This is a genomic window from Enterococcus alishanensis (assembly GCF_019218635.1).
Taxonomy (GTDB): Bacteria; Bacillota; Bacilli; order Lactobacillales; family Enterococcaceae; genus Enterococcus_A; species Enterococcus_A alishanensis.
Genome location: NZ_JAHUZB010000005.1, coordinates 107,826 through 131,255, shown reverse-complemented (window position 1 = coordinate 131,255; position 23,430 = coordinate 107,826). Strand labels below are relative to the sequence as shown.

General features: G+C 34.9%; 24 protein-coding genes. 20 read left to right on the top strand and 4 right to left on the bottom strand.

Features of this window, described 5'->3' with window-relative positions; genetic code table 11:
* Positions 1-2 precede the first annotated feature (2 nt).
* A complete protein-coding gene (locus tag KUA55_RS13215; protein WP_218326853.1) occupies positions 3-1,661 on the top strand; it encodes a glycoside hydrolase family 13 protein in 1,659 nt (552 codons plus the stop codon).
* 39 nt (positions 1,662-1,700) lie between these two features.
* Here the strand turns inward: KUA55_RS13215 and KUA55_RS13210 are convergent, their stop codons facing one another.
* Together KUA55_RS13210 and KUA55_RS13205 are read right to left on the bottom strand one after the other, a co-directional pair.
* Complete coding sequence (locus KUA55_RS13210) at positions 1,701-3,008, bottom strand: sensor histidine kinase (RefSeq protein WP_218326852.1); 1,308 nt, start codon at positions 3,006-3,008, stop codon at positions 1,701-1,703.
* A complete protein-coding gene (locus KUA55_RS13205) occupies positions 3,001-3,684 on the bottom strand; it encodes a response regulator transcription factor (RefSeq protein ID WP_218326851.1) in 684 nt (227 codons plus the stop codon). Before KUA55_RS13205 ends, KUA55_RS13210 begins: the two co-directional genes overlap by 8 nt.
* 362 nt (positions 3,685-4,046) lie before the next feature.
* Here KUA55_RS13205 and KUA55_RS13200 point away from each other — a divergent pair, with 362 nt between their 5' ends.
* From KUA55_RS13200 to KUA55_RS13185, 4 genes are read left to right on the top strand one after another with little or no spacing between them, the layout of a single operon-like run.
* Entirely contained in the window at positions 4,047-5,204 is a 1,158-nt protein-coding gene (locus KUA55_RS13200; RefSeq protein ID WP_218326850.1) for a cystathionine gamma-synthase, read from the top strand.
* Between the two features lies 1 nt (position 5,205).
* On the top strand, positions 5,206-5,970 hold the full coding sequence (locus KUA55_RS13195; RefSeq protein WP_218326849.1) for an amino acid ABC transporter substrate-binding protein: 765 nt from the start codon (positions 5,206-5,208) through the stop codon (positions 5,968-5,970).
* Between the two features lie 50 nt (positions 5,971-6,020).
* Positions 6,021-6,680 (top strand): amino acid ABC transporter permease, encoded by a 660-nt coding sequence (locus KUA55_RS13190; RefSeq protein ID WP_218326848.1) that lies wholly within the window; start codon positions 6,021-6,023, stop codon positions 6,678-6,680.
* A 12-nt stretch (positions 6,681-6,692) separates the two neighbouring features.
* Entirely contained in the window at positions 6,693-7,421 is a 729-nt protein-coding gene (locus tag KUA55_RS13185) for an amino acid ABC transporter ATP-binding protein (RefSeq protein WP_218326847.1), read from the top strand.
* A gap of 40 nt (positions 7,422-7,461) precedes the next feature.
* On the opposite strand, the gene KUA55_RS13180 is transcribed toward KUA55_RS13185, so the two are convergent.
* Positions 7,462-8,949, bottom strand: coding sequence for a helix-turn-helix domain-containing protein (locus tag KUA55_RS13180; protein ID WP_218326846.1), 1,488 nt, complete (start codon positions 8,947-8,949; stop codon positions 7,462-7,464).
* A gap of 528 nt (positions 8,950-9,477) precedes the next feature.
* Here KUA55_RS13180 and KUA55_RS13175 point away from each other — a divergent pair.
* The 15 genes from KUA55_RS13175 to KUA55_RS13105 all read left to right on the top strand — a co-directional run bounded on the left by KUA55_RS13175 (position 9,478) and on the right by KUA55_RS13105 (position 21,725).
* Positions 9,478-9,978, top strand: a complete 501-nt coding sequence (locus KUA55_RS13175; RefSeq protein WP_218326845.1) for a rhodanese-like domain-containing protein — start codon at positions 9,478-9,480, stop codon at positions 9,976-9,978.
* Between the two features lie 358 nt (positions 9,979-10,336).
* Positions 10,337-11,365 (top strand): sulfurtransferase, encoded by a 1,029-nt coding sequence (locus KUA55_RS13170; protein ID WP_218326844.1) that lies wholly within the window; start codon positions 10,337-10,339, stop codon positions 11,363-11,365.
* Entirely contained in the window at positions 11,365-11,745 is a 381-nt protein-coding gene (locus KUA55_RS13165) for a hypothetical protein (RefSeq protein ID WP_218326843.1), read from the top strand. The genes KUA55_RS13170 and KUA55_RS13165 overlap by 1 nt, the downstream gene beginning before the upstream one ends.
* A gap of 2 nt (positions 11,746-11,747) precedes the next feature.
* Positions 11,748-12,098, top strand: a complete 351-nt coding sequence (locus KUA55_RS13160) for a 4Fe-4S dicluster domain-containing protein (protein WP_218326842.1) — start codon at positions 11,748-11,750, stop codon at positions 12,096-12,098.
* Position 12,099: 1 nt separating this feature from the next.
* Positions 12,100-12,855 carry a heterodisulfide reductase-related iron-sulfur binding cluster gene (locus KUA55_RS13155; protein ID WP_218326841.1) on the top strand — a complete coding sequence of 252 codons (756 nt, stop codon included), beginning with the start codon at positions 12,100-12,102 and terminating at the stop codon, positions 12,853-12,855.
* Between the two features lie 9 nt (positions 12,856-12,864).
* Positions 12,865-14,121 (top strand): ABC transporter substrate-binding protein, encoded by a 1,257-nt coding sequence (locus tag KUA55_RS13150; RefSeq protein ID WP_218326840.1) that lies wholly within the window; start codon positions 12,865-12,867, stop codon positions 14,119-14,121.
* Positions 14,114-14,983: an ABC transporter permease gene (locus tag KUA55_RS13145; RefSeq protein WP_218326839.1), complete on the top strand. Its 870-nt coding sequence runs from the start codon at positions 14,114-14,116 to the stop codon at positions 14,981-14,983. Before KUA55_RS13150 ends, KUA55_RS13145 begins: the two co-directional genes overlap by 8 nt.
* Positions 14,973-15,749 (top strand): ABC transporter permease, encoded by a 777-nt coding sequence (locus tag KUA55_RS13140; RefSeq protein WP_218326838.1) that lies wholly within the window; start codon positions 14,973-14,975, stop codon positions 15,747-15,749. Before KUA55_RS13145 ends, KUA55_RS13140 begins: the two co-directional genes overlap by 11 nt.
* Complete coding sequence (locus KUA55_RS13135) at positions 15,733-16,725, top strand: ABC transporter ATP-binding protein (protein ID WP_218326837.1); 993 nt, start codon at positions 15,733-15,735, stop codon at positions 16,723-16,725. Before KUA55_RS13140 ends, KUA55_RS13135 begins: the two co-directional genes overlap by 17 nt.
* Positions 16,722-17,411 carry a TIGR04283 family arsenosugar biosynthesis glycosyltransferase gene (locus KUA55_RS13130; RefSeq protein WP_246601524.1) on the top strand — a complete coding sequence of 230 codons (690 nt, stop codon included), beginning with the start codon at positions 16,722-16,724 and terminating at the stop codon, positions 17,409-17,411. Before KUA55_RS13135 ends, KUA55_RS13130 begins: the two co-directional genes overlap by 4 nt.
* A 2-nt stretch (positions 17,412-17,413) precedes the next feature.
* Positions 17,414-18,415 (top strand): phosphotransferase family protein, encoded by a 1,002-nt coding sequence (locus KUA55_RS13125; RefSeq protein ID WP_218326836.1) that lies wholly within the window; start codon positions 17,414-17,416, stop codon positions 18,413-18,415.
* Positions 18,408-19,067, top strand: coding sequence for a TIGR04282 family arsenosugar biosynthesis glycosyltransferase (locus KUA55_RS13120; protein ID WP_218326835.1), 660 nt, complete (start codon positions 18,408-18,410; stop codon positions 19,065-19,067). The genes KUA55_RS13125 and KUA55_RS13120 overlap by 8 nt, the downstream gene beginning before the upstream one ends.
* Positions 19,064-19,945: a nucleoside hydrolase gene (locus KUA55_RS13115; protein WP_218326834.1), complete on the top strand. Its 882-nt coding sequence runs from the start codon at positions 19,064-19,066 to the stop codon at positions 19,943-19,945. Before KUA55_RS13120 ends, KUA55_RS13115 begins: the two co-directional genes overlap by 4 nt.
* Position 19,946: 1 nt before the next feature.
* Positions 19,947-20,624 carry a TVP38/TMEM64 family protein gene (locus tag KUA55_RS13110; protein WP_218326833.1) on the top strand — a complete coding sequence of 226 codons (678 nt, stop codon included), beginning with the start codon at positions 19,947-19,949 and terminating at the stop codon, positions 20,622-20,624.
* A gap of 87 nt (positions 20,625-20,711) precedes the next feature.
* Positions 20,712-21,725, top strand: a complete 1,014-nt coding sequence (locus KUA55_RS13105) for a zinc-binding dehydrogenase (protein WP_218326832.1) — start codon at positions 20,712-20,714, stop codon at positions 21,723-21,725.
* Positions 21,726-21,902: 177 nt separating this feature from the next.
* Here the strand turns inward: KUA55_RS13105 and ahpF are convergent, their stop codons facing one another.
* Positions 21,903-23,429: an alkyl hydroperoxide reductase subunit F gene (gene ahpF, locus KUA55_RS13100; RefSeq protein WP_218326831.1), complete on the bottom strand. Its 1,527-nt coding sequence runs from the start codon at positions 23,427-23,429 to the stop codon at positions 21,903-21,905.
* Position 23,430 lies beyond the last annotated feature (1 nt).

Sequence of the window (23,430 nt, the reverse complement as noted above, 5' to 3'; positions counted from 1 at the left end):
ATATGAGTCAAGCTTGGTGGAAAAAAGCCGTATTTTATCAAATATATCCGAAAAGTTTTAATGATACCAACAACGATGGGATTGGAGATTTAAATGGTATTCGAGAAAAATTACCTTATTTAAAAGAATTGGGTATCGACGCTTTGTGGATCAGTCCCGTTTATTTATCGCCACAAGTAGATAATGGTTATGACATAGCTGATTATCGTCAAATAGATCCAATGTTTGGCACCAATCAAGAGATGTATGACTTAATCGAAGAAGCCCACGAACAGGAAATTAAAATTGTGATGGATTTCGTGGCAAATCACACTTCTGATGAATGTCTATGGTTCAAAGAAAGTCGTAAATCAAAAGATAATTTCTTTAGTGATTTTTATATTTGGGAAGATGCTAAGGCTGATGGTTCAGCACCTAATAATTGGGGCTCGAGTTTTGGCGGTTCTGCTTGGAGTTGGGATGATTCCCGGCAACAATACTATTTACATTATTATGCCAAAGAGCAGCCGGATTTAAATTGGGAAAATCCGATGGTTCGGGAATATATTTATGACATGATGCGTTTTTGGAAAAGTAAAGGCGTTGATGGTTGGCGGATGGATGTAGTAACATCTATCTCAAAAGATTTGGCTTTTCCAGATAATCCACGAGCTTTTACTACTGAAAATCAACAAAATGGTCCAAGAATGCATGAATTTATTCATGAAATGAATCAAGAGGTTTTGAAACCTTTTGAGATGATGAGTGTGGGCGAATCGCCAGCAGCAAAATCTTCCGACGCGCATTTACTAGTTGATCCTAAACGGGAAGAATTGGATATGATTTTTACTTTTGAGCATATGCATGTGGATCGTAAAAAAGGCGATGTCAATGGACGTTGGGCACTTAAAAAAATGGATTTACCTCAATTGAAAAGCATTTTGGCTTCTTGGCAGATTGAATTGCGCGACAAAGGTTGGAATGCTTTGTATTTTGAAAATCATGATCGGGCGCGGGTAATTTCTCGTTGGGGCAATGATCAAAAATTTCGTTATCAAACAGCGACAGCTTTTGCGACAGTTTTACATGGATTACAAGGAACGCCCTTTGTTTTTCAAGGGGAAGAAATCGGCATGACCAATCCAAAATTTGAGTTGGAAGAGTACGAAGACATTGAATTACGAGGGAATTATCAGTTTTATGTTGAACAGCAAAAAACTATGAATAAAGAAGTTTTTTTAGCAGCGGTTCACAAAATTTCTCGCGACAATGCCCGTACACCTATGCAGTGGGACGCATCAGAAAATGCTGGTTTTAGTCAAGCGGATCCGTGGTTCAAGTTAAATCCCAATTATCCAGAAATCAATGTTGAAAATGATCGAAAAAGTGAACAATCAGTCTTTAAATATTATCAAGCATTAATCGAATTACGACATAATGAAGCTATTCTGACAGAAGGCAGTTTTGAATTATTATATCCAGAAGATGAAGCCTTGTTTATTTATAAACGACAATACGCAGGAAAAACTTGGTATGTGGTTGCCAATTTTTCAGAAACAAAGCAAGAAATACCTAGTGAAGTAAACGGTTTGACTGGAAAAATAATGATTAAAAACAATCTTCAGCGTGCAGAGCTTTCAAACAGTTTAGCGCCTTATGAAGCTTTTATTATTGAAGTGTAAAAAAGTACTCGTCTGTATAGTTTTTCAGACGAGTACTTTTTATTTAGTTAAAGGAATTTTTATTTGAAATATGATTCCTTGCGGCTGTAGATCAAGGGTTTTTATTTTTCCATGATGCAAATGGACAATTTGCTGGGCAATTGCAAGTCCCAAACCATAGCCACCAGTTTGTTTGCTGCGAGAAGTATCTTCGCGGTAAAAACGGTCAAAAAGTTTTTGCTGAGCAGATTTATCAATCGATGGTCCTGTATTAGCAATTTCCAACAACCAATCATTGCCGCTTCTTTTTGAAGTAACTGAGATGGTATCACCGGATGTGGTGTACTTTAAAGCATTGTCCAACAAAATAACGAATAATTGATGGATTTTTTCTTTGTCGATCATAACTAATTGAGAAAGTGTGTTTGTTAAAATCAAAGTCTTTTGCTCTTTTTCAGCTATTTCTCTAAATGGAGTGACTAACTGATTTAAAAATTCTTGACTATTAACTTCTATTAGGTCTAGCGAATACGTATTTGTTTCCCCGCGAGCAAGCGTTAATAAATCATTGGTTAGGATTGATAATCGGCGGGTCTCATTTAACGCTAAAGCAATCGATTCGGCTTCATTAAGAATAGTTTGATCAGGATGCTGAAAGACACTTTGCAATTTATTTTGAATAATTGTTAACGGCGTGCGCAATTCATGAGAGGCATTCTCGACAAAATCCTGCTGTTTTCGCCAAGCTTTCATAATCGGTCGCATCATGAGAGCCGATAAATAATAACTAATAAATAACGAGATGATCCATGAAATAAACATTGCAATAATCAAGCCAGTTTGAAAAGTTTTGACAGTTTGGGTGACTTGATTGGTATTGACTAAAAATTCTACATAAGCAATCTGATTATTATCTGAATTCGTATATTTTTTCGTTATCGAATGGAAAGAAAAGCTCCCACTACCGCTTTCTGAAGAAACTTCTAAAGAATTTACTGTGTTTAAATTACTTTTGTCTAATTTCAACTGAGTAAGTTGTGCTAGACGACCATTGTTCTCATCATTGTTTAAAATGGTGCCATCCTTTGACCATAAAATAATCTGGCTATTAAAAAGATTTTCACCAGTTGGATCCGGTGGAGGTGTTTGAGTGAGGTTATTGTCTTTTCCTGAAAGTCGATCAATTTCTTGTTGAATCAAGTCATCTTTTTCGCTCATATTTATTAAACTTTGATCGGTTTCTTTATAAATATTAGTGGTAACTAAGCGAATCATGACGATTCCTAGAGTCAAAAAAATTATAGCAAACGCTAGCATGTTCATTAGAAAATAGCGGATCCGTTGTTTTTTTAGTAGCGTATTATTCATGGCTTTGCTCCTGCAATAAATAACCCGCATGTCGAAGTGTCTTGATTTTATTTTCCAAATCAGTTCCTTTTAAATGTTTGCGTAAATGACTGACATATACTTCGACAACCGTCAAAGTGGTTTCAGAATTGTAGCCCCAGATCCGATCAAAGATTTGTTCTTTGGTTAAAATAGTACCGGCATTTTGAATAAAATAGACCAATAGATCAAACTCTTTTCCCTGTAGCGGTATTTTTTCTTCACGAAAACTTACGCTGTTAGCATGGAGATTACAAATAACTTCTCCATATTGCAATGTGGCATCATCAAATAAGCCGATTGACCGTTTTAATAAAGCTTTCACCCGCATCAAAAGTTCTTCACGATAGAAAGGTTTCGTCAAATAATCATCGGCGCCTTTTTGAAAACCTTCAATCTTATTGGGTAATTCATCTTTAGCGCTAACGACTAGCACCGGAAGTGCGCTTTTTTTCTGTTTAAGAGTAGATAAAATCTCAAAACCATTTTTCCCAGGCAGCATGATATCTAATACTAACAAATCATAAATAGCACTTTCCGCTTCAAATAAACCTAGTTCACCATCATATACTTGAGTGACTTCACCAATCTCTATCAATATTTCTTTGATACTATCGGATAATTCATAATCGTCTTCGACTAACAATATTTTAACCATGTCAACCTCACTTTAATTGTTTTTAAGATTAGTATAAAGAAAATGTTAGAAATAAATTGGAAGATTTTACGAAAGTCTTGTTTTTATTTTCAAGAAATAATCGGCAAATTTGAAACAAATCCTTTGACTTTATGAAATACAAATGATAATTTTAATACAATCTTTTAAGGAGGTACAGAAATGATGACACACAACAAGCAGATGACAATGGAAAATACTTGTTGTTGTATGGTGCAAAAATGCAGCATACGAATTTGTCATGTCTATTAATCTGTATCTATCTTGATAATTTATTTTATTGAAGATTGAAGAGCTGCAGGAAATAGCCTGTAGCTCTTTTTTTTATTTTTAGGAGGGAAAAAATGGATATTCAAACAAAAATGATTCATGGCGGTATTAGTGAAGACGCAACAACTGGTGCTGTAAATGTACCAATTTATCTAACTTCGACCTTTAAGCAAGACGGAGTTGGTAAACCTAAAGAATATGAATACTCTCGATCAGGTAATCCAACTCGAGCAGCTCTAGAGGAATTGATTGCCGATTTAGAAGGCGGCGTAAAAGGTTTTGCTTTTTCTTCTGGTTCAGCTGGTACCCACACAGTCTTATCAATGTTTAAACGAGGCGACCATATTATTTTAGGCGATGATGTGTATGGTGGAACTTTCAGAGTGTTGGATAAAATTTTCCGTCAATTAGAAATTGAATTTACTTTGACGGACGTGACCAATCCAAAAGCGATCGAAGAAAGTATTCAAAGTAATACCAAAGCGCTGTTTCTTGAATCACCTAGTAATCCATTGTTAAAGATCACTGACATTGAAGCCAGCGCCAAAATTGCAAAGGCCCACAACATTTTAACAATTGTGGATAATACTTTTGCAACGCCCTATTTACAACAACCGTTAAGTTTAGGAGCGGACATTGTTTTGCATAGTGGAACAAAATATCTTGGTGGACACAGTGATGTTGTTTCAGGATTGGTTACCACCAATAGTCAAGAATTAGCTGAAAAAATTGGTTTCTTACAAAATGCAATTGGCGGGATTTTAGGTCCTCAAGATAGTTGGTTAGTTCAACGAGGCATTAAAACTTTAGCAGTTCGGATGGATGCGCATCAAAAAAATGCTGGTATTTTAGCTGAATACTTGGCAAATCAACCTCAAGTAGCCAAAGTATATTATCCTGGTTTAGCTGATCATCTTGGTTATGAGATTGCAAAAAAACAAATGAATGGTTTTGGTGGAATGATTTCATTTGATTTAAAAGATGAAAGTAAAGTCAATCAATTTGTGGAGAGTTTGAAGATATTTACTTTAGCCGAAAGTTTAGGTGGGGTGGAAAGCTTAGTTGAAGTACCGGCACTAATGACTCATGCGACGATTCCTAAAGCTGATCGGGAAAAATCTGGGATTAAAGACGGATTGATTCGTGCCTCTGTCGGAATTGAAAGCAGTCAAGATTTATTAAATGATTTAAAACAAGCCTTTGCGGCAATTCAATCGGAAAAGGAAGATTAAAATGAAAAAAAAATTATTAGCAGTTGCAAGTTTAGTATTAATTGGTATTTTTGCATTAAGCTTAAGTGAAAATGATCAAGCAGCCAGCAACAAAACTTTAAGAGTCGGAACTGAAGGAACTTATGCACCGTTTTCTTATCGTAATGATAAAGATAAATTGGTTGGGTACGACGTTGATGTGGCAAGAGCTGTTGCCAAAGAAATGGGTTACAAGGTTAAATTTGTCGAAGCACCATGGGATTCAATGTTAGCAGCTTTTGATGCTGGTAAATCTGATGTTGTCTTCAATCAAGCTAGTATTACGCCTGAGCGTAAGGAAAAGTATGCTTTTTCAACCCCATACACTGTTTCTCATGCTGCTTTGATTGTGAATAAAGATAATAAAGATATCAAAGATTTTTCTGATTTAAAAGGAAAAAAAGCAGCTCAAAGTTTGACTAGTAACTATGCAACGATGGCAGAAGATGATGGTGCAACAATTGTTTCTGTAGATGGTTTCAGTAAAGCGGCTGAATTAGTTAATTCTGGTCGGGCCGATGCAACCTTGAACGACGATGTAGTTTATTACGATTATGTAAAACAACAAAATGACGATAGCTTAAAAATTGTCGCAACTTCAAAAGACGAAACAAAAATGGCTGCTATGGTCCAAAAAGATGACAAAGCTTTATTGAAAAAAATTAACAAAGCCATGAAAAAATTAAAAGACAATGGCACTTTATCAAAACTGTCTGAAAAATATTTTGACAAAGACATTTCTAAATAATGAATTAAAAATAAGACTAAAAAAACGATCGTCTTAGTGAGGAGAATCAAATGGATCGAAGTATTGAAATTATTCAAAGTTCCATCTTGCCGCTTCTGACCTCTTTAATTCAAGTGACCATTCCTTTAACGCTGATTGCTTTTGCGTTGGGGATGGTTCTTGCTTTAATTACGGCTTTGGCGCGAATATCTAAAAATAAAATTTTAAATGGTATTTTTTATTTCTATGTCTGGGTCTTTCGCGGAACACCTTTATTGGTGCAATTATTTATTGTCTTTTTTGGCTTACCATCGATTGGCGTTGAATTAGATGCTTGGACAGCAGCGATTATTACTTTTTCTTTAAATACAGGTGCCTATGCTTCTGAAAATATTCGTTCAGCAATCTTAGCAATTCCAGAAGGACAATATGAATCAGCGGCCTCTTTAGGCATGAGTCAGTGGCAAATTTTTTATCGTATCATTGCCCCCCAAGCTTTTAAGATTGCTTTACCACCTTTGTCAAATAATTTTATCAGTCTAGTAAAAGATACTTCGTTGGCAGCTTCAATTACGATTGTTGAAGTCTTTATGACAGCGCAAAGAATTGCTGCTAGAACCTATGAACCCTTATTATTATATTCTTTAGTTGCTGTTTATTATTTGGTCGTTTGTACTTTTTTAAATTGGCTTCAGACTTATCTAGAAAAGCGCATGTCGTATTTTTCATAAAGGAGACACATTATGCTAACAATAAAAAATTTAACCAAGTCATTTGATCAAACTGTCTTGGAAGATTTAAATATTCAATTTATTCCCGGGGAAACGACCGTTATCTTAGGACCTTCGGGATCTGGAAAAAGTACGTTATTGCGGACCATTGATTTGTTAGAAACACCTGATAAAGGTACGATCGAAATATCAGGAGAAAAATTAACTTTCCCACGGAAAATGTCATTTCCAGAATTAAAAGCTCATCGTCAACATTTCAGTATGGTTTTTCAACAGTTTAATTTATTCCCTCATTTAAGTGTCTTACAAAATGTTATGGAAGGTCCCGTTCAAGTAAAAAAAGTAAACAAAGAAACCGCTCGTAGAGAAGCTATTTTATTACTGGAAAAAGTTGGTTTAGCTGACAAGCAAAATGAATATCCTCAACAACTTTCTGGAGGTCAAATGCAGCGAGTAGCAATTGCGAGAGCTTTGGCGATGGAACCAGAATTTATTTTATATGATGAGCCTACTAGCGCGCTAGATCCAGAATTGGCACAGGAAGTTTTACAAGTGATTCAAAAAATTGCCCAAGACAAAAAAGGCCAAATCATTGTGACGCATCACATTGAATTTGCCCGTAAAGTTGCTGATCGGATTATTTTTTTGGAAAATGGTCAGATTTATTTTGAGGGTCCTGCAGCTGATTTTTTTGATAGCTCAGCAGAGCGAATTCAAAAATATGTTCAACAATTTGTCTAAGAAAGTACGTCACATTTTGTGTAACGTACTTTTTAGCTAATTACATGCTCTCAACTTTTTCAATATATTGTTCTTGTAATTTAGAAAAGAGTAACACACTCTCTTCCCGACTCAAGCCTTCATTTCGAATCAAGAAGAATCTTTTTTCTCCTGGAGGAATGGCAGCTTTTGTTTCGGCTACATAAAAATCAATACTTGGATCAATCGATTGTCCTTCTTGATAGACAGGAATCATCCGGGTTTCAATAAAAGTTAAAAATGAAAAGAAATTTTGCAAATCATAAATCGGTACAAATTGTTCTAAGCCAACAATACCAACAATCAAATTTTTATCGTCTAACTTTTCTTTCCATAGCGGTAAAAGCAACATTGAAAAATAAGTCGTTATTTCATGGATACTATTTTTTAAATACATAAAACGTTTACGACGAGTTATTTTAATAAAGAAAGCATAGATTTCTTGATAGAGTCTTGATTTTGGATTAATTTTTCCTTCCATTTCCTCCTCCATATACTGAGGGAAGAGTAGGAAATTACTTTTAATCACTGAAAAATTCATTAGCGCTGACAGTAAGTTCGCTTTAATCATCATTAATTCATCATCATTTAAACTGATAGCATCATCTGCTAAAAATTCATCTAGAAATTCTATCACTAAACTTGTTAGTGGCAGCGTGGCTTGCTTATTCTCAAATTGTGCCATTTTTATTTTTAAACGCGGATCTTTAGTAGAAAAGGTGTAGGGCAAATAATAAAGAACATAGACTAAAGAAGAAATATCCCATTCAGCCTTGCTTAAATCAAATGATTCAGCGAAATATTCCTCTAAGTAAACTACCTCATCGGGTTGAATTAAATGTTTAAATGGATAGTTCGTAATGAACTGTTTCTGCTCCATCCTCAACTTAGCAATAAAAATTCCCATAAAAGTATAATCATAATTAAAAAATGGTGGTGTATCTAATGACAAATGAGAAAATAGCTCTTTTTCTCTATCTCCGACACTAACCGCGTCAATTAAATCCTGTCCACTGGACCCTAACCATAATACTGATCCAAAAAAGATTCGGATAACAAATTCATCACCGGTGATTTTTAGGTTTGAAATACTGATTTTGATTGGAAACTGGCTCAAATAGTCAAAATAAGGACGTAAAGCACGGCGGACTGTCGACAAACTTAAGAATAAATAATCACTGAAGTCTGCTAAATCAGCATTTGGATGTAATAAAGTATACAGGGTAAATTTATAAGGCAGAGAATTTTTAATCAAATATTTTAAATAGCGATTGTGGTCATATTTTTGCTTATCCCAATGGATTAATGAGTTATCAGAAAAAAAAGTTTCATTAAATAGCTTGATAAAATCTTTTGAAATGGAAACCAAAATATTTTGTACGGTTGTAAATGAATAATTTGTTAAAGCTTTCACTTGATTAATTGTATAAACATTTGAGTCCATTTTTTGAAGCGCATGTATAATCGTCAATTTTTTTTTCGCATCGGCACTTAATAATATTTGTTCCATCGCTCACACCCCACTTTAAATAACGACTTAATTATATCATATGAATTATTTATTTTAATAAAAAATGGTAAAATAGATAAACAAAATAGCCTTAAGATTAAAAAAATCTTTCTTTAATTTCCATAAAAATTAAAGGTTTAATAAATAAATGAGAAAAAAGAAATATTTTTAGCTCCCCATAAAAAAAGTATTGATAAAAATATTTCTTTAGTGTAAACTTTAAGTTTTACTAGTTTGTTTCTATTATTTTTGTTATTTATTTTTTTACATACTATTGAAAAAATCTGAATGTATCTATATAATATAATAAATGAACCCGTTTACAAATAATTAAGGAGGGAATGTTATGCTTAGCGTTTGTTATCGAAAATGATTTAGTGATCAAGCAAAACTTAGCGTGTCTAAGGAAAGTCAAGTTAACATTGTCGACCAATTTTTGCTGGGTTCACTGGAATTGTCATAAAAAAATAGAAAATTCGGCAGTTAACTTCACTTCAACCTAATTTAAAGGAAAAAGGATGGAATGAAATGAAGAAAAATTTACGTGTATTATTAGTGGGACTTTTGGCAGTAGTTGGATTAGTTATTTTCGCTGGCTGCGGATCAAACGATGGAGGAACTTCAGGCAGTAGTACTGCTGATCGGGCAGAAGCAGATATTGATTGGCAATTTATTTCACCGGCTGATATGAAAAAAGTCGTGGAAGACGAAGACGCTGAAAGTTATCACGTAGTAGATATCCAACCAGAAGCAGATTTTGCCAAAGGGCATTTGCCAAACTCGATTGAGTTGGCTGCATATCCAGTAGATACAAAAGAATTAGAAGATATCGTAACTGATTCAGCAGATCAAATGTCAGATGATGAAAATCCGATTTATGTAATGTGTCCTGGTGGCGGTGCTGGAGCGAAAAGAACGATTTCAGTTTTAATCGATGCTGGAATTGATGAGTCTCGCTTATATATTATTGAAGATGGTGCCAAAGGCTGGCCATATAAAGACGATGCGGATATTTGGGTGCAAAGCTAATTAACTAAATATGATAACAGGACCGCAAGAATTTTCTTACGGTCCTAAAGTTTTTTCTGATTTTTAAAGATTGAAAAGGAATTTGTGATTAGTTATACTTAATTAGAAAGAGCGGACTTACTGAATGATGGGAGGGATATTTTATGCAACATAAACATACTAGTTTTTGATTGAATCATGAAAAACTTAGAGTTTCTAAGCATGAAAAAAATATTCTTCCCTTCATTATGTTTAGTTGTGGGTAAATAGTCACTACTAATATTTCAAGGGGAGCATACTGTCTAAAACAAGTATGTTTTTTTGTTGTGGACAAAATTAGTTCGTCACTTCAAAAAAAGAAATCGAGGAGAATTTATTTATGAAAAAAGCAACTGTATTTATCGGCTGTCTGTTAATGGTGGCACTAGTTTTTGGTGCAAAAACAGAAGAAGTCTTAGCAGCAAAAAGTGATTCTAAAGAAACACATTTGGTTAAAAGTAATAAAATTAAAGACACTGATTTTTTTGTTGACGCTAAATGGGTAAATCAACACCGTGATGATGACAATACTGTGATTATTGAAGCTTCTTATGGTGAAGGAAAAGATTTTAAAAAAGGCCATCTTCCTGGATCTGTTCACATGGATACGATGGAGATCGAGACTGAAGAAAACAACTGGAATATTTTACCAGCAGAAACTTCTCGAGATGCCTTTTTGACAAAAGGTGTGAATGCTGATAGCACAGTGATTGTTTATGGTAATGATATTAATGCAGTTGGTCGGATTGCTTACGTTGCTTATTGGTTAGGTGTAAAAAATGTCAAAATTTTAGATGGTGGTTATGATGCTTGGACAGCAGCCGATTATAAAACTGAAAAAGGCAATGTAACGCCAAAAGCTGCGAGTGATTTTGGTGCAGAAGTACCTGGACGTGATGATACTTATATTGAAACAAGCGCTGATTTAGTTAAAGCAAAAGAAGCCAATCCTGAATTAATTGTTGCTTCAACACGTAGCTGGAAAGAATTTACTGGTAAAACTAGCGGCTATTCTTATATTGAAAATGCTGGAGAGCCAGAAGGTGCAGTATGGGCAAAGGCTAGTAAATCTAGTTCCGATGTAGCTTATTTAACTAATAAAGATGGCACCATGAAAGATCCAAAGAAACTTTTTGCAGCTTGGGAAAAATGGGGAATTACAAAAGATTCTGATGTAGCTTTTTATTGTGGAACTGGTTGGAGAAACACGGTAGTCTTTTTCTTAGCAAAACAATCTGGTTTTGAAAATGCTAAGATGTGGGACGGCGGCTGGTATGACTGGGATTTAGCACATCAATCAGATCCAAGTACTTATCCAGTTCAAGTGGGTGATCCTCGTGATGCCGACAAATTAGTAATCGAAAACTAATGAATAAGTTTACTTATTTAATTGTTCATCTGCTGCAAATTGTCTGTCTCTACTTTATTTATGTCTTCAATGATTTCTATCATAATCGTTTAGGATTTATGCGAAATACCGCTTATTTTCAAGAGAAATTTGCATCGAAATATAGTTCTTTCTTATGGTTAATACCAACCTTGTTCTTATTATTAGCCATTATCTTTGTAGTCAGGAAGAAAACCCTAGAAAGTTTGATATTTTTAATTGAAAGTCTGTTGTTTGCTGGTTGGATTTTCTTCTTTTCGCTGGAACAATTTGAGATTTATTTTTTGATTGCTGGAATTTTCACATTAGTTTTGATTTTACAATTGGTTTTGGTTTCGTTGCAAAAACGAAAGGTGGCGTAAAAATGTATTCCCAAAAAACCATCGATTTGGCAAAAGAAATTGCAGAAACATGTACTGAATGTGATCGCTGTATGAAGGATTGCGTCTTTTTGCAAACTTATTGTGAAAATCCCAAAATTTTATTTGAACAATTTTTAGCAGAGGATTTAGCAGCAATTGTTCCCTACTCTTGTACTTTTTGTGGCCGTTGTACGGTTGTTTGTCCGCTACAATTAAAATTAGCTGATGTATTTTTAGCGATACGCCAAGATTTAGCTGCTGAAAAATTGCCATTAAAGCAATTAAGCGGTGCAGTTTGGCATCAACGCTTGTCTTGTAGCCGGATCTTTTCTGGTTTGAATCGGGGGAAATGAGATGAAATATGGATTTATGGCCGGTTGTTCATTAAGTTCAACGAGTCCTCAAAGAGTGGCTGATATTATCGAGTATTTGAAAAGCTTTTATCCCGATTTAGCGACTATTCAAGGTTGCTGCGGCAAGCCGACGAAAATGATTGGTCAGCAAGAGTTGTTTGAAAAAAGATTTCATTCATTGGCTGAAATGGTAGCAGAAGCCGAAATTGATGAGTTAATTGTGGCCTGCCAGGGATGTATTCGTGTGATGACTGATGAAAATCAATTTAAAACCAGTTCTTTTTGGGTAAAGCTGGCAGAATTAGGTTTACCAGCAGAATTAAAGGGTAAAGCAAAAGATAGTGATGCAATATTGTCGATTCATGATTCTTGTCCTACCAAAGAAATGAGCGAAATTCATCAGGCAATTCGATTCATTTTGGAAGAATTGGGTTATCAAGTTAAAAAGCATCGCTTGTCTGGTAAAAATACAATGTGCTGTGGAATGGGCGGTATGTGTGGTGTCAGTAATCCGCCAATGGCTAAAGAAATTGCTAATAAAAGAGTAACTGATTTTAAAACCGATCAAATTGTTACTTATTGTGCTAGTTGTACTTCCGCCATGATTTTAGGTGGTGGGAATGCTTGGCATTTGTTGGATTTAATTTTTGGTCCGGTGATTCAAAAACAGGATGAAACGGTGGATCATCCTTTACAGCACTCTTTAAAAGCATGGGGGAATCGTTACAAATCAAAAAGAATGATTATGAAAAATTAGGAGGAAAAAATGAAAAAGAAATTATTAGCTGGAATCGCGCTATCTTTAGCATTATTATTGACCATTACTGGTTGTAAAACGAATAATGAAAGCAGTAGTAACAATGAGCCAGCTGAAACAACGGAAATTAAAAATTTCGAAGATGCTGTTGAGCAGGCCAAAGGAAAAACAGTTACTTTCTATGGATACGGTGGGGATGAAAAAGCCAATGCATGGGTAGATGAAGTGGTGACCCCTGCCATGAAGGAAAAATATGATGTTACTGTAAAACGAGTGGCGATGAGTGCAGAAGATTTCATGAATAAAATGGTCACCGAAAAAGAGGCAGGCACAAAAAAAGGTGATATGGATGTTTTGTGGATTAATGGTGAAAATTTCTACACGGCTAAACAAGCCGATCTTTTATTCGGCCCGATTCAGGACAAAGTGGAGAGCTTTGAAAAATTAATGGACACAGAAGGGCACAATTCAAATTATGATTTTGGTGTGCCGATTGATGGATTGGAAGTTCCCTATGGTTCTGCGCAATTAGTTTTTGGTGGGAACACCAATGATTTTTCCGATGGTTTCCCGACGAGTTCAGAAGCTTTGTTAGCATATGCTAAAGATAATCCTGGAAAAATTACTTATACAGCGTTACCTGAATTTACCGGCAGTGCTTTTGTTAGAAATATTATTTGTGACATTATCGGCTATGATGCGTTGGAAGCAGCTCCTGCTGATAAAGATAAGTTGTATGAAGTAATTAAACCGGGTTTAGATTATTTGAACGAGCTTAAACCTTATTTATGGCAAGAAGGGAAAACTTATCCTGCGACAACGGCTGAATTAAATGAAATGTTTGCGTCAGGCCAAGTTTCAATGACTTATAGCTACTCACAAATGCATGTTGCTGAAAAAATTGCCGACGGTGAGTTTCCAGAAACAACTGATGCTTTCTTATTTGATAAAGGTACGATTGCAAATGAAAGCTATTTAGCCATTCCTGAAACAGCACCGCAAAAAGCAGCAGCGATTGTTTTAATTAATGAAATGACGAGCGAATCTGCTCAACTAGAAAAAGCAACAGCCAAGTATGGATACTCGATTCCACCATTCGATGAAACAAAATTGTCAGAAAATGCCAAAGCAACATTAAATAGTTTGTATGAAGAGCCAGGAGCTTTATCATTGGCAGAATTAAATGAAAAACAAATTCCTGAAGTACAAGCCGAAAAAATTCCAATCATCGAAGAATTATGGAAAGAACATGTCTTAAATGAATAAGAAATCAATTTTTTTAATTGTTCCTTTTTTACTTTTAAACAGCGTTGTTATTATAGCAGCGCTGTTTAAAGCTATTCAGGTAAGTTTTGGTTATTATCCAGTGGTGGGGATGACAACTTGGACGACTGAATATTTTCAACAAGTACTCACTAGTCAATATTTTCAAAGCTCTATTTTTTATAGTTTATATTTGGCTATCACCGCTACCGTATTTTCAATTGTGTTCGGTTTAGCATTAGCATTTATAATAATGAAATCAAAGTCTAGATGGTTCCAAAAAATACTGCAGATACCAATAGCAATGCCTCATCTAATTGTGACCTTAATGGTAATGCAAATGATTAGTCAATCAGGAATCATTTCACGGATTTTTTTTCAAATAGGTGTGATTTCTGATATTAATCAATTTCCGCTGTTGATTCATGATCAAGGAGGCTTTGGTATTTTATTAGTATTTCTATATAAAGAAATTCCTTATGTCGCAGTTGCAACTTTAGCAATTTTAAAACAAATGCAATTTGGTTATTTAGAAGTTGCGAAAAATTTAGGTGCTTCCCCGCGACAAGCTTTTTTTAAAGTGACTTTGCCGTTGATTCAACCAACCTTAGCAACACTTTATATTATCTTATTTTGTTTTGTTTTTGCTTCGTTTGAAGTACCCTACTTATTAGGTAGTCCGCGTCACGAAACAATCGCAGTGACCGCCTATCAATTATTTAACCAAGTTGATTTGACGACGCGTCCTCAAGCCTTTGCTTTAAATTTAATCATGTCTGCCATTTGCTTGTTGGTTTCATTTTTAACTTTATTGGTCAGTCGCCTTTTACCAGGAGGTCATGGAGGTGGTCTGAATGAAGAATAGTATAAAATTTATAGTTGGTTTTATTATTATCTTGCCAGTGGCTGTTTTAGTTTTATGGGCGCTGGGTAAGGATTGGTTGTACCCACAAATTGTTCCTGCTGAGTTTAGTTTAAAATTTATCCAGCAAATGGTTAAGGATCCGAACTTTATAGCTGCTTTATTAAATAGTGTTTATATTGCTTTTGCAGCAACTTTTTTGACTTTAATTATCGCACTGCCGGCTGCTAAGTTTTTAGCTTTTCAACATTTTTTACCTCGCCGTTTTGTCGAACTAATTATATATCTGGCACTGATTTTACCAGGGATTGCTATTATCACATCTAGTCAAACAGTTTTCTTACAATTACGACTAACTGGAACTTTTACGGGGCTTATTTTAATACATAGCTATTTCATGTTGCCTTATGCCTTACAAATATTGCTGGAAAGTTATCGCAAAATGGGCTTTGGTTATAGTGAAACGGCAAAAGTTTTAGGCGCAACGAACTGGCAAACGTTTACTTCGGTGACGTTTCCCCTACTCAAACCGGGGATCTTAGCGGCTGGTAATTTAATTTATTTTGTTTCTTTTAGTCAGTATTTACCGACATTTTTTATTGGCGGTGGCAGAATCATTACTTTACCAATGCTATTATTGCCTTATGCAAATAACGGTCGTTTCGGAATAGCTTCTAGTTATAGTCTATTATTTTTAGTAGTCTCTTTAATCGCAGTTGGTTTAATAAAAAAAGGTATTGGAGGGAAAAAAGATGGGCTTACAACTTAAAAATATCGACCTCCAGTATGGGAAGCAATCAGTTTTAAAAAATATCTCCTTCACCATTAATGAAGGGGAAATTGTCACTCTCTTTGGGCCTTCTGGTGTTGGTAAAACTAGTTTACTGAAAATGATCGCAGGCATTCAGCCAGCAGCTGCTGGTGAAATAATATTTGATGGGTTTAAACAAGAGGAAGTTCTTTTAGTTTTTCAAGATTTTTGGTTGTTTCCTCATATGACGGTGTTGGAAAATATTGCTTTTGGTTTAAAGGTTCGCCGTAAGGATAAGCAAGTGATTGCTGAGAAAGTGGCAGAGATGCTTCAGATTTTTGATTTAAAAGAGTTGGCAAAACAATACCCTAGCCAACTTTCAGGCGGACAAAAACAACGAGTAGCATTGGCACGCGCCTTAATTTTAGCACCGCGATTATTGTTATTAGATGAACCTTTTTCAAACTTAGATAGTCATTTACGTTTAAAGATGCGCGAGTACTTGCTGAAACTGCAAAAAGAATTTCAATTTAGCGTATTACTAGTTACTCATGATCAAGAAGAAGCTTTTTTATTATCGGACAAAATGGTGATCTTATTGGATCAGGAAGTGCAACAAATTGCCTCACCAAAAGAAATATATTATCAGCCAAAAAATAAAAAAGTAGCTAATTTTATCGGTGAGATGAACTATTTATCTGGAATGATTGATGGCAATATTTTTCAAATTGGTGATCAAGAGATTTTGTTGAAAAATGAAGCAAAAATAAAAGGAATCAGCGAAATTTTAATTCCTTATGCTAGCCAAGTTGATCTTGTTGAAGTTGGTGTTGAAGCAACTGTCGGAAAAGTATTCTGGCGACCAAATGGCTATCAAGTTACGTTCAGTGTAGCAGGACAATCGTTGATTTTGAATAATTTATCTGTGGAATTAAAAGCTGGACAAACAGTTTATTTAGAATTTCCTAGAGAGTTGCAGGTCATAGCCTTATGATGATTTCCATTATTATGCCGATCTTAAACGAAGCAGAAAATTTAAAAAGAATATTGCCTCAATTAAAACAAATTAAAAGCAGTTTACCCTATGAGCTTATTATAGTGGACGGTGGCAGCCAAGATGGGTCGCAAGAGATTGCTGGGAAATATGGGACAGTTTATCATTTCCAAGAAAAAAATCGTGGCGCACAATTACGCTATGGAGTCAGCCAAGCAAAAGGAGAAATCTTGTGGTTTTTACATGCTGATAGTTGGTTTGAAGAGGATTTAACTAATCTGTTTGAAAAGATGGTTTCAATCTTAAAACAACCGAATGTCAGTGCTGGTTTTTTCCGAATTACTTTTAAAGGAAAAGGTTGGTTCTATCGGTATTTAGGTTTTTCTTCTCACCTGAGAGCCTTACATTTAGGTCTAATTTTTGGCGATCAAGGAATGTTTATTAGTCGAGAAATTTATCATCAAGTAGGTGGCTTTGAAGCGATTCCTCTAATGGAAGATTTTGATTTAAGTCGCAAGCTAGCAAAAATTGGGAAATTTGTTCCGCTTGGTTTAAGGATTTTTTCTTCAGATCGCCGCTTTGAAGGACAAAAATTTCGTGTTCACGTTAAGATGCATTGGTATCAATGGCAATATCTACATGGAAAAACCCCTGAAGAATTAGTAAAAAAGTACTATAAGGAGTAAAAATGATTGAAAAAATAGCGGACTACTTAAAACAAAAAAAGCTACTTAATCGGTTAAAATTACAAGATGATTTTACAGTCACATTTTTAGCACAAGGAGAATACAATCAAAACTTTCTCATTTCAGATGGTCAAAGAAAATATGTGTTTCGATTGAATTATGGCAGTCAATTACAATTAACTAATCAAATTAGCTATGAATATCAAGCGTTAGAATGGTTAGAAAAATCTCAACGGACACCTAAGGTTTATTATGTGGATGATCAGCGACAAGATTTTTCACAAGGCTTATTAATTATGGCTTTTTTAGAGGGAGAACCATTAGATTATCGTAAAGATTTATTGACAGCAGCTGATATTTTTAGTGATATCCATCAATTAGCAATTGATACGACGGCAGAAAAGTATTTCGTCACCGAAAAGGAAAATATACTAGCTGCTCGAATTGAAGAATGCCAGGTTTTATTGAACCCCGTCTTTAAAAGCTCGGTAATCACTGAACGTGCAAAGCATCTTTTAGCCACAGCTTTGGAAGAAAATAAAAAAAATGTTCATCAACAGGATTTTTTTGATCAACAAAAATTATGGTCAGTTAATAACACAGAAGTTAATTCTCATAACTTTATTATTGGCGAAAAGGGTTATTTAATTGATTGGGAAAAACCAGTGATTAGTCATCCGGTACAAGATATCTCCCAATTTTTAGCCAGCACAACAACATTGTGGCGGAGTAATCTAAAACTGACTTTAACGGAAAAACAGGAGTTTTTAACTCGTTATCTAATGAGAACTTCTTTTGATCCAGCAGCCTTTTTTAAAGCGTTACAGATTTATCACCCTTATTTGATGTTACGGGCCTTATCTTGGTCGGCAATGGCGTATGATAATTATTTAACAGGCGACAAAGCGTTAAAAAATCAAGAGATCTTTGAAAAAGTCAGCCAATATTTAGAACCAGAATTCTTAGCAAAGGCATTGAGAGAAGATGTGCTAAAAGATGAATAAAAAAGCTTATATTTTATTTACCCGCATTCCCACGGTTGGAAAAGTGAAAACACGTTTAGCAAAAACGCTTGGCGACCAGTTTGCTACCGAAGTACAGGCGGTGATGTTAGAAGATTTGTACCAACACTTTTCTGATCTGTCTAAATCAGGAATTGATCTTTTTATTGCCTATTCTGATGAACAGGCACCGGAAGCTTTTCTAAAACAATTACCGCCAAGTAGTCATAGTTTCTTACAATCAGGAAAGACTATCGGCGAACGAATGTGGCGAGCGATGAATCATGTTTTTGCTTTAGGTTATGAAAAAGTTATTTTAACAGGTAGTGATTTACCAGAGCTTTCAAAAGAATTAATTGAACAAGCCTTTAAACAATTAAAAGAAGTTGTGATTGGCCCGTCAAAAGATGGAGGTTACTATTTAATAGGTAGCTGCCGTAATGTTGACTTAAAGCCTATTTTTTTAAGTGATTTACAGTGGGGAAGGAACTCAGTTTTAGCGGAAACCTTACTTTTATTGAAGAATTATCAAGTGAGTCAAGTGGAAGCTTTACAAGATATTGACGAAGAAAAAGATCTACGGGAAGTCAGCCGAAGTTTAAGTAAAGCTAGTCAATTGAAAAAATGGCTAGTTGAAAATGGAGAAAATAAATGAAAAAAATTATTCTAGACTGTGACAACACTTTTGGCATGGACCAGAAGGATGTAGATGATGGTTTGACTATTCTTTACCTATTAGGACAAAAAAATCTAAAGCTTTTAGGGGTAACATTAAGTCATGGCAATGGGAGTTATGCTGAAGTATTATCAGCTACTCAAAATTTTATTCAATTGCTTGAATTGAAAATAGATATTTATCCTGGCCATCAGCAAATTGAAAAAAATCAAGCTGCGCAATTTTTAGTGGATTCTGTGAATCATTCACCAAATGAAGTGACTATTTTAGCCATCGGTGCTCTAACTAATTTAGCGCAAGCTGCTACAATCGATCCAACTTTTTTTAGTAAAGTAAAAGAAATTGTTTTAATGGGCGGAATTACTCAAGATTTAATCATCTATGGACATCAAGTGAATGAATTAAATTTTTCAGTTGATGCGAAAAGTACTGACGTGGTTTTGCATGCTAAAACACCACTGACAATTATGAACGGCCATATGACAGCCGGCGCTTTCTTTTCTTTGACTGAAAAAAATCAGTTACTTGAAGAAATCGCACCATATACTAGTCAAGCTGCCCAAAAATGGCTAGCTGATACTATCTCAAGTTGGGTGAGTGTAAATCAACACTTTACTGGAGTTGCTGGCTTCTGTAACTGGGATATGACAACAGCGATTTATTTAAATCATCCTGAATTGTTTTCAACTGAAAGCTATTATTTAGCAGAAAACTTAACTGAGTTAACAAAAGGGAAATTAACCTTTGCTGAGCATTCTGATTATCCAATTGTTATGCCAGCAAAAATTTTAGATTTAAAACGGTTTAATCAATTGATGATTCGAGGAATTGTGAAGGGGTTAAAAAAAGAGGGATAAAATGAAAAAAATTCTATTGTTTATAGCAGCCTTAATAATTGTCGGTGTTTTGGCACAACAATTTGGTTGGGTGCATTTTTTAACTGATGTTCAAAGTTTACGGCAAGTGTTAGAAGATTTTGGTTGGTGGGGCTATCTTATTTTTATTTTATTATCAATATTAGTCGCGGTTTTTTTATTGCCGGGACAATTTTTGGCAATTGTCGGTGGATTGGTTTATGGGGGTTTTTTAGGGGGGGCACTAACTGTGATTGGTGCCTCGATTGGCGCAACAATCTCCTTTATTTTAGGTAAATATATTGCTCGGGACTATGTGTTAAAAAAATTTGGTAACAGTGAGACCTTTAAAAAAATTGAAAAAGGCGTAAAAGAAAACGGGGTTTCTTTTTTAATTTTTACACGTTTGGTGCCAGTTTTTCCTTATGCGATTCAAAGCTACGCCTATGCGATGACTCCTATGACGGTAAAAAAATTTAGTCTCATTTCTTTTTTAACAATGTTACCAGCTAGTTTTATCTACGCCTTCATGGCCTCCGAAATTGCTACAAAAGGTGTTTCTATTAAATTACTATTTGAATTTACGATTGCGGGTATATTATTGGCTTTACTGGCATATTTACCAAAAAAATTCAGTCATAAAATCAATCGTTTAACTAAAGAATATAAAAAAAACGATTAAAAGATGGAGACTTTTATTTGCTAAAAATTTACGGTAAAATAAGGATGTTATCGGAAATGTTGTCATAGATGGTTAGGAGCGTTTAAGATGATCTCAGAAGCTATTGCTTTTCAAAAGAAATTTTCTTTAGCTGAAGGCAATCAATTTGAACAATATCAAATTTTGATGCCGAAGTTGAATGAAAGAGATTTATTAGTAAAAACGGTTGCGATTTCTATTACCCAAATTGATACGGTCTTAAGAGAAAAAATCAAGGGGCCAAATCGACCTTATGTTTTAGGTTTTGGCGGTGTCGGGGTGATTACTAGAAAAGGAAGCGAAGATATTCCTTTTAGCATTGGTGATCGGATTCTTTATGTCAACAAAGTAGGAAAATATGGGAGTTACAGTGATTTTCAGGTAATTGATAGTCGATCAGCGGTGAAATTACCAGAAGATTTTAGCAGCGAGGATGGCGCAGCTTTTTCTTACTGTTTTTTACTGGCTTACCATGCGTTATTCGATAAGTTTAATTTAATTCCAGAAAAAAACAAAAATCAAGGGAAGATACTGATTGTAAATCCATCAGGTGGCGTTGGATCGATTGCAATTCAACTAGCAAAGTGGTCTGGTTTAGAAGTAATCGCTGCAATTAATGAAAGCAACTCAAAAATTTGGATTGAAAAAATGGGTGCAAAAATTGTGATTAACCAACAAAATAATCTATCTAGCGAACTAAGAAAAGTTGAAGTCGATCACGTGGACTATGCGCTACATATTAGTACAGACAATAATAAAATTAAACAAACCTTTGATTTTATGGGAGACAAGGGCGATTTAGTGGCAGTGACCGTCACGAAAGATAAAAAAAATCCTAAACCAGATGCTCAATTGAAAGTTATCAATGCTGAAGAATATTTTGCTGAGTCAGCTAAAGAAGTTGAAAAAATAAGCGAAAATCAAAAACATTTGCAATTTTTATTAGACTTGTGGGCAAAAGAGGAAATTCAATCAATTATCACGGCACAAGTCAGTGAATTCACACCTAAAGTTATTTTTGGGGCACATAAATTAATCGAAACCAATCCCAATTTCAGACATATTGTGGTTTCCAACAAGTGAGAGAGTGAAAGCTTTATCTTTTTTGAGCTTGGAATGTTTTAAAAAGGATAACTAACTGTTCAATAGGTTGATTTATTTTAAATTGGCATTCAGAAATAATTTTGACATTTTAAGAGAAATATACTTTTAAAAATTAAAATGGTGCGACTAGTTGATTTAGACTAATCGCACCATTTTTTAGTTTCTAATTGAGTAATCGAAGGCTCCTAGGGCGGCTGTAGCACCAGACCCCATCGAGATAATAATTTGCTTGTAAGCACTGTCAGTGCAGTCACCTGCAGCAAAAACACCAGGAATATTTGTTGCTCCTTGTCTATCTACAATAATTTCCCCTCGAGAGTTTAAATTGACACTATCTGTTAACCATTCGGTATTTGGCATCAAACCAATTAAAATAAATACGCCAGCAACATTAATAGTAGTCTCTTTTTCGGTTGCTCGATCAACATATGTCAAAGCTTCAACTTGATCGGTACCAGTAATTTCTTTAGTAGCTGCATTTAGGATTACTGTGACATTGGTTAATGTTGCTAATTTTTGCTGTAAAATTTGGTCAGCTTTTAATTCAGGTAGAAATTCAATGACATAGACATGCTTAGCTAATCCAGCCAAATCTATAGCTGCTTCAATTCCTGAATTCCCGCCGCCAATTACAGCCACATCTTTCCCTTTAAATAAAGGTCCATCACAATGTGGACAATAAGCAATTCCTTTATTTTTGAATTCTTTTTCACCAGGAACGTTGATACTACGCCAACGAGCTCCAGTTGCTAAGATAGCAGTCTTTGATTTCAAAACAGCACCGTTTTCTAATTCAACTTCAATCAGTTCGTTGCGGCGAATATCTTTTGCTCTTTGACCTTTCATAATATCGACTTCGTATTGATTAACATGTTCCTCTACTTGATGCATCAGTTGTGGTCCTTCTGTATAAGGTGTACCAATCATGTTTTCAATTCCTAAAGTTTCCAATACTTGTCCACCAAAAGTGTCAACGACCATGCCAGTTTTAATTCCTTTTCTAGCAGCATAAATAGCTGCACTACCACCAGCTGGCCCACCACCGACAACTAAGACATCAAAAATATCTTTATTTTCAAATTGATCTGCAGATAAAGGACCAACAACTTTTTCAAGAATTTGTTCAATCGTCATGCGACCGCTGGAAAATTCTTCACCGTTTAAGAAGACTGTTGGAACAGCCATCACCTTTTTCTGATCAACTTCGTCTTGGTACATACTACCTTCAATCATAGTGTGAGAAATATGAGGATTTAAGACACTCATAATGTTTAAAGCTTGAACGACGTCTGGACAATTATGGCAAGTTAAACTGACATAAGTTTCGAAATGTGCTGATTTTGTCACTTCTTTTATCTTATCAATAATAGGTGATTCGACTTTAGGCGGTCGTCCACTAACTTGCAATAAAGCCAAGATGAAAGAAGTAAATTCATGTCCCATTGGTAAACCGGCAAATGCGATGCCACTTTTACCATCAACAGGATTAATTTCGAAGCTAGGTGTTCGTTCCAAAATAACTTTTTCTAGTGTAATTTTATCAGATAGTTCAAGGACTTCATTTAAAAATTCAGCTACTTTTTTTGAATTGTCATCTTCAGCTAGACTGGCACTGAAAATAATATCAGCTTCCATCAATTCTAAATATTGTTTTAGTTGTGCTCTGGTTTCGTTATCTAACATT

Coding starts and splice junctions, on each gene's coding strand:
- KUA55_RS13120 (WP_218326835.1), top strand. CDS start 18,408: ATGAATAAAAAAGCTTATATTTTATTTACCCGCATTCCCACGGTTGGA.
- KUA55_RS13180 (WP_218326846.1), bottom strand. CDS start 8,949: ATGGAACAAATATTATTAAGTGCCGATGCGAAAAAAAAATTGACGATT.
- KUA55_RS13145 (WP_218326839.1), top strand. CDS start 14,114: ATGAATAAGAAATCAATTTTTTTAATTGTTCCTTTTTTACTTTTAAAC.
- KUA55_RS13110 (WP_218326833.1), top strand. CDS start 19,947: ATGAAAAAAATTCTATTGTTTATAGCAGCCTTAATAATTGTCGGTGTT.
- KUA55_RS13170 (WP_218326844.1), top strand. CDS start 10,337: ATGAAAAAAGCAACTGTATTTATCGGCTGTCTGTTAATGGTGGCACTA.
- KUA55_RS13205 (WP_218326851.1), bottom strand. CDS start 3,684: ATGGTTAAAATATTGTTAGTCGAAGACGATTATGAATTATCCGATAGT.
- KUA55_RS13215 (WP_218326853.1), top strand. CDS start 3: ATGAGTCAAGCTTGGTGGAAAAAAGCCGTATTTTATCAAATATATCCG.
- KUA55_RS13115 (WP_218326834.1), top strand. CDS start 19,064: ATGAAAAAAATTATTCTAGACTGTGACAACACTTTTGGCATGGACCAG.
- KUA55_RS13185 (WP_218326847.1), top strand. CDS start 6,693: ATGCTAACAATAAAAAATTTAACCAAGTCATTTGATCAAACTGTCTTG.
- KUA55_RS13210 (WP_218326852.1), bottom strand. CDS start 3,008: ATGAATAATACGCTACTAAAAAAACAACGGATCCGCTATTTTCTAATG.
- KUA55_RS13175 (WP_218326845.1), top strand. CDS start 9,478: ATGAAGAAAAATTTACGTGTATTATTAGTGGGACTTTTGGCAGTAGTT.
- KUA55_RS13105 (WP_218326832.1), top strand. CDS start 20,712: ATGATCTCAGAAGCTATTGCTTTTCAAAAGAAATTTTCTTTAGCTGAA.
- KUA55_RS13165 (WP_218326843.1), top strand. CDS start 11,365: ATGAATAAGTTTACTTATTTAATTGTTCATCTGCTGCAAATTGTCTGT.
- KUA55_RS13150 (WP_218326840.1), top strand. CDS start 12,865: ATGAAAAAGAAATTATTAGCTGGAATCGCGCTATCTTTAGCATTATTA.
- KUA55_RS13135 (WP_218326837.1), top strand. CDS start 15,733: ATGGGCTTACAACTTAAAAATATCGACCTCCAGTATGGGAAGCAATCA.
- KUA55_RS13140 (WP_218326838.1), top strand. CDS start 14,973: ATGAAGAATAGTATAAAATTTATAGTTGGTTTTATTATTATCTTGCCA.
- ahpF (WP_218326831.1), bottom strand. CDS start 23,429: ATGTTAGATAACGAAACCAGAGCACAACTAAAACAATATTTAGAATTG.
- KUA55_RS13130 (WP_246601524.1), top strand. CDS start 16,722: ATGATGATTTCCATTATTATGCCGATCTTAAACGAAGCAGAAAATTTA.
- KUA55_RS13125 (WP_218326836.1), top strand. CDS start 17,414: ATGATTGAAAAAATAGCGGACTACTTAAAACAAAAAAAGCTACTTAAT.
- KUA55_RS13190 (WP_218326848.1), top strand. CDS start 6,021: ATGGATCGAAGTATTGAAATTATTCAAAGTTCCATCTTGCCGCTTCTG.
- KUA55_RS13200 (WP_218326850.1), top strand. CDS start 4,047: ATGGATATTCAAACAAAAATGATTCATGGCGGTATTAGTGAAGACGCA.
- KUA55_RS13155 (WP_218326841.1), top strand. CDS start 12,100: ATGAAATATGGATTTATGGCCGGTTGTTCATTAAGTTCAACGAGTCCT.
- KUA55_RS13160 (WP_218326842.1), top strand. CDS start 11,748: ATGTATTCCCAAAAAACCATCGATTTGGCAAAAGAAATTGCAGAAACA.
- KUA55_RS13195 (WP_218326849.1), top strand. CDS start 5,206: ATGAAAAAAAAATTATTAGCAGTTGCAAGTTTAGTATTAATTGGTATT.